This window comes from Candidatus Buchananbacteria bacterium CG10_big_fil_rev_8_21_14_0_10_42_9 (genome assembly GCA_002773845.1).
Classification (GTDB): domain Bacteria; phylum Patescibacteriota; class Patescibacteriia; order Buchananbacterales; family 21-14-0-10-42-9; genus 21-14-0-10-42-9.
On record PEZZ01000041.1, the window covers coordinates 1 to 5,349 of the forward strand.

Here is a 5,349-nt window from a genome sequence, read left to right on the forward strand (position 1 = left end):
ATATTGCCGAACATAGCGAAACACCAGGTCAGTTAACCACCACCACCGACACTGAAACCGTTACTATAGACGGGCAAGCTTATACGCGTTATTTTTACGTTCATAATGTCTGCCGGGATACTTCCAGCCGCAATATTGTAGCTACCCACGCTGGCAGCTGTAATTCTGGAGAGGACGACCCGTCAACTCAGCGCGTAACGGTTGTGGTTGAGTACGGAGGAGGGGATAGTGTCAGTTGGCCAGAATTTGTTACCCGGTTTAGGAATCAAACTTGCGATCAAAAAAGTTGGGCTGGCGGTTCTGGCGGAGGCACTAGTAATTGCCCGGCTGATAGCTATGATGAACTTAGTTCTGGAACCGACATAGAGGCAACCGCGACCATACTTTTATTACCAAGCTAATTTATATTTGGTGAGGGACTATTTTGCCAAAAATAAATCGTATTTGACAATTCTTGCAGGCGTATTGCTTGGGTTGGGGTATAATTTTTCTTATTTGTGGCCGCTATTATTTTTCGGCCTGGGGCCGATCATTTATTACTTGCTTAGAGTTTGCCAAAATCCGCGTGCTGCATTTTTGCACGCCTGGCTAATGGGCGTAATATTCATAGGCATTTCTCAAAATTGGTTTTGGGCGGCACTGCCGATGGATTGGGCCGGTATTAGTAACCCTTATGCCGGCGTGGCGGCAATTAGCTATTATTGGGTAACATCACTTTTTGCTCTTTCAATTTTTATTGCTTTGTGGGGCTTGCTAGTTTATAAAATAAAAACCGCTAATTTAATTAACTTATTTTTATTCCCGTCGCTTTGGGTTTTGTTGGAATATCTAAGGGCTTGGGGGTACACACTATTTTATTGGAGCGAAAGTTCGCTTTTGGGGCCGCATTGGACCCCGGCCTTACTTGGGTACGCTTTGGCGAACAATACTTTTTTATTGCAATTAGCGCGCTTTGGAGGCGGGTATTTGTTATCATTTTTCGTTGTTTTGGTCGGCTTTTTAGTCTACCTATTTATACTTGACTTCAAAAACGTAAAATTGAAAACAAAATTTCTTATTTTTGCGGCCTTAATTTTTATATTTGTATTTTTAGATATTTATATCAGTAATTCAAGTTTTAGGCACGGCGATCAATCAATAAGATTTGCCTTGGTCAATACTCAATTCAAATCTCATTTCAACTATACGCTGGATGAACAATTAGACGAGTTTGAGCGACAAAAAGAAATTATTACCCAAATTAAAGATGACGGGCTTGACCCGGATGTAATAGTATTGCCGGAAGGAAGTAATTTTTTGAGGCGTTTTAATTTAAACCAAGAATCAAGCGCGCAAGAATATTTGTCCAATATATTAGGCGGCACCGATAAGCTGATTATTGATTCAGGTCCGGTGATCAAGCAAAATAGAGATGCCTATTCCACTATATTTTATTTTGATTTAGCTAATGGTCAGTATCGGCAGTATCAAAAACAATTACTATATCCCAACGGTGAGTATTTGCCTTATTTAGTGACCTGGCCAGCAAAAATTTTTGGGCAAAGTAAATTTGTAGAAAATTTTAATAAATACCGAGCCTACAAAAAAGGCGGCGAGACGAAAGTCGTCAATTATAACGATGTTAATATTGGTGGTAATTTTTGCTCAGAAATTTCTTCGGGCAACTTATACCGCGATTTTGTAAATCAGGGCGCGCAAGTGTTAGTCAATGTTGCTTCCCATTCCGTGTTTAAAGGTGACCACATGTTATCTAAGCAATTAATCGACATGGCAAAAGTTAGGGCCGTAGAAGTAAACAGGTTTTTAATCCGGCCGAATAATTGGGAAGGTTCATTTGTGGTTGATAGCTTAGGACGAATTGTAAGCCAAGCATCTATTGGAAATCCAAAAGTAATCTATGCCGATATCACCCCTCTCCAAAACAAAACCGCTTTTGTCAGGTTTGGAAACTGGATTGTTGGGTTATCTGCGATGATTATAGGTTTAATTTTTTTCCATAACCTTATCCTTGGTCGCAAACGTAAAAATGTGGTATAATATTTTATACTTAAAATAAAAAATAGGCTAGATTAAACATGATACACAAACTAAAAACAAATCAAGCGATCTTTGCATATTTAATCTTAATATTTATGGCGGCGGTAATCTTGACCGCCATTCCTTTATTTTTTGCCGAAAGTTGTTGTGGCGGCTCTGGCGGCAGCCCTGCCCCCGACTTAACTTCGGTTTCCCCAAATTGTGGCAGTACATCTGGCGGTGAAAGCGTGACTTTGAATGGCACAAGTTTTTCGGGTACCCCGGTAGTGAAATTTGGAGGGACTGATGCCACCAATGAAGCTAACCAAAGCGCGACGCAATCAACAGCTACCACACCGGCGCATGCCGCCGGCGCGGTTGATGTTTACTACGAGAATTCAGATGCCCAAAGCGATACTTTAACTAACGGCTTTACTTATTACGCTGACCCAGACACGCCAAGTATTTCTTCACCAACAGAAGGCGCTACTGACGTTTCTATCAATCCAGATATTACTGGCTCTGCCTACTCTGGCACTGGTAGCCACACCAATACTAAATGGGATATTTTAACTTTAGGTTGGTATGATGGCGCTTGGTCTAGCCGCGAAAAGCTCACGATTGACAATACCCAAGTTGGCGCGGATTTAACAAATTTTCCGGTTTACGTGGACTTGTCAGACATGAGCGCGTCTTTTTTTACGACCGTCAAGTCAAACGGAGCAGATATTCGCGTCACTACATCCGACGGCACTACTGAAGTACCGATTGAAGTTGTAGCCATAAATACAGGGTCAAGCACGGGAGAATTGCATTTTAAAGCGCCTTCTTTGTCTAATAGCACCGACACCGTTTTTTATATCTACTATGGAAATCCAGATGCTTCAGCTTACGGGGCGACTGATACATATGGCAGAAATAATGTTTGGAGCGACTACAAGGCCGTATATCACTTCCAAGCTGACGCGACTGATTCAACGGGCAATGGCAATACTGGCACTGTCAACGGACCGGCGTTAAGTAGCGATTCAAAATTAGCCGGAAAAGCGTATACATTCACCACCAACGATTATATTAGTTTGGGTTCCGGGTTTGATGTAACAGACAATCACGCCATGAGTGCTTGGTTTAAAACTCCCGACGATGCTGCTACAGGATCAATTTTAGTTAAATCTACTGGCGCTGGTTATGCTGACTCTGCCTGGGTGTTGGAAGTTAATAATTTAGGAACAGCCTGCCACTATACTATTAATTCGGCGGAAACGGCTTATTCATCTACATTGTGCGGAGGCACCCAAAATCAAGATGATGATACTTATCATCATCTTATAGCCACGACTGACTCATCTAATGCATATATATATGTAAATGGTGCTGCCTACCAAAGTGGCAGTAGGTCAGACAGCGTGATGCCAACTGGGACTGCTTCTGACGCAACAATTGGCAGGTACGGCGATTATGATGGCGTTTATTGGGAAGGTGAATTGGACGAAATTAGAGTACGTAATAGCACGATTACTCAAACTTGGGCTTCAACTGAGTACAATAATCAAAATAGTCCGGACTCTTTTTACACCGTGGCGGCTGATACCACAATCGTGGCAACTAGAACTGCCGGCAGTGCTGAAACATCAACCACAGTCAATGCGGCCAATTTTACTTTTCAAAACGACCTGGCAGGGGAAACCTTTTTAGATTCTAATACCACTTATTACGTAAGAGTTAGATATTTTGGATGTGCCTGGTCCGATTATTCAACTGCAGTTTCGTTTACTACCGGCAGTTGCAGTGATCTTGATATTGCTGATAATTTAACTCTTGCTTCTGATTTAACTTGTTCTGGCACAATATCAGTTAGCAATAATACTACTTTAAGTGTTAATTCAACTACTACGCCGATTAACATTACGGCTGCCAACGTGACCGTGGATCCAGGTTCAGCTATCACCGCCACGGGCTACGGCTACGCCGGAGGCGATGCCATTACTGCCGGATCTGGCCCGGGCGGTGGTGGAGCCGGTAACGGAGAATCTGGCGGCGGCGGTGCCTACGGTGGAAACGGAGGAGATAGTAGCACCGGGGTAACTATTGGCACTTTTAATGGAGATGCTGAAGATCCAATTTCGCCTGGTTCTGGCGGCGGCGGATCCGGGTCAACCGGGGGTGATGGCGGCGGCGCAATTGTTTTTAATGTGTCTAGCGGTTTTACAAATAACGGCACTATTTCATCAAACGGAGACGCTGGCACGCTTGGGGGTGGCTGGGGCTCAGGCGGAGGAGCGGGAGGCGCGATTAAAATAACCACAGCTGATTTAGGCGGATCAGGTAGCTACACCGCTAACGGCGGCGATGGCGCAGATACTACCAATGATGGCGGTGGTGGATCTGGGGGAAGAATTTATATTTCTTATTCAGGCACTTCAACTTCAACCGCGACCTTTTCCGCGACTGGCGGATCGGGCCCGGGATCAGCCACAAACGGAGCCAATGGCACAATTGGAATTTACGATGCCGGCAATAACAACCTAACAATTGAAGATGGCTGGTACTGGAAATCAGGCAATGGGCCATGGACTTTTGACACTTTAACCATAAACGCAGCGAGCAATATTTATTTTGACGCCGACACAACCATTAATGCGACGACGACATCTTCAGGCGGTTCACAGACGTGGTACGGTACGGCATCAACTTATGATCTTGACTACAACGCCGACACTTTAGATATTGACAATCTAACTTTGACGACCGTGACGGATGTTAATATGACAAATTTCAGTACAGCCACAACTACTCTTGACACCACAGTCATTACAACTTCAGGAGATATAACTTTTAACGCCAACGGTGATTTACAGTTAACTGGCAGTACTTTAACCACCGGTGATCAGGATTCGTTTACTTTTAATCAATCAAGTGAAAATTTAGAAATTGACACTTCTTCATCAATACTTGCCGGTAATGCGGCCATTACAGTTGATCATTTAACAATTGATGGCACTTCGCAAATTATTAGTGATGGCAAAGGCTACGCCGGAGGCGCGGCCATTACTGCCGGATCGGGCCCGGGCGGCGGCGGGGCCGGTAGCGGAGAATCGGGCGGCGGCGGAGCCTATGGCGGAAACGGAGGAAATAGTAGCACCGGGGTAACTATCGGAACATACAACGGAGATTCTGAAAACCCGAATGATTATGGTTCTGGCGGCGGCGGATCTGGGTCAACCGGGGGTGATGGCGGCGGTATAATTGCGATCACTGCAACTGGTTCCATTACTAATAACGGCACAATTTCTTCAGATGGCGCAAACGGCACGCTTGGGGGTGGCTGGGGCT

The 5,349-nt window shown here is 44.5% G+C and carries 2 protein-coding genes and 4 pseudogenes; 4 read left to right on the plus strand and 2 right to left on the minus strand.

Annotation, left to right across the window (positions count from 1 at the left end; genetic code table 11):
- The 4 genes and pseudogenes from COT81_05075 to COT81_05090 all read left to right on the plus strand — a co-directional run.
- Nucleotides 1–401 (plus strand): hypothetical protein (locus COT81_05075; GenBank protein PIS04695.1); only part of this gene is annotated, 401 nt, incomplete at its 5' end.
- Nucleotides 402–411: 10 nt separating this feature from the next.
- The gene (lnt, locus tag COT81_05080; protein PIS04696.1) at nucleotides 412–2,037 is read left to right on the plus strand and encodes an apolipoprotein N-acyltransferase; all 1,626 of its coding nucleotides are present in this window, start codon (nucleotides 412–414) and stop codon (nucleotides 2,035–2,037) included.
- A gap of 38 nt (nucleotides 2,038–2,075) precedes the next feature.
- Nucleotides 2,076–2,456 (plus strand): annotated as a pseudogene (locus tag COT81_05085) (hypothetical protein).
- Between the two features lie 243 nt (nucleotides 2,457–2,699).
- A pseudogene (locus COT81_05090) lies at nucleotides 2,700–3,542 on the plus strand (hypothetical protein).
- Nucleotides 3,543–4,066: 524 nt separating this feature from the next.
- Here COT81_05090 and COT81_05095 read toward each other — a convergent pair.
- Together COT81_05095 and COT81_05100 are read right to left on the minus strand one after the other, a co-directional pair.
- Nucleotides 4,067–4,192 (minus strand): annotated as a pseudogene (locus COT81_05095) (energy transducer TonB).
- Nucleotides 4,193–5,047: 855 nt separating this feature from the next.
- Nucleotides 5,048–5,128, minus strand: a pseudogene (locus COT81_05100) (transcriptional regulator).
- Nucleotides 5,129–5,349: the final 221 nt, after the last annotated feature.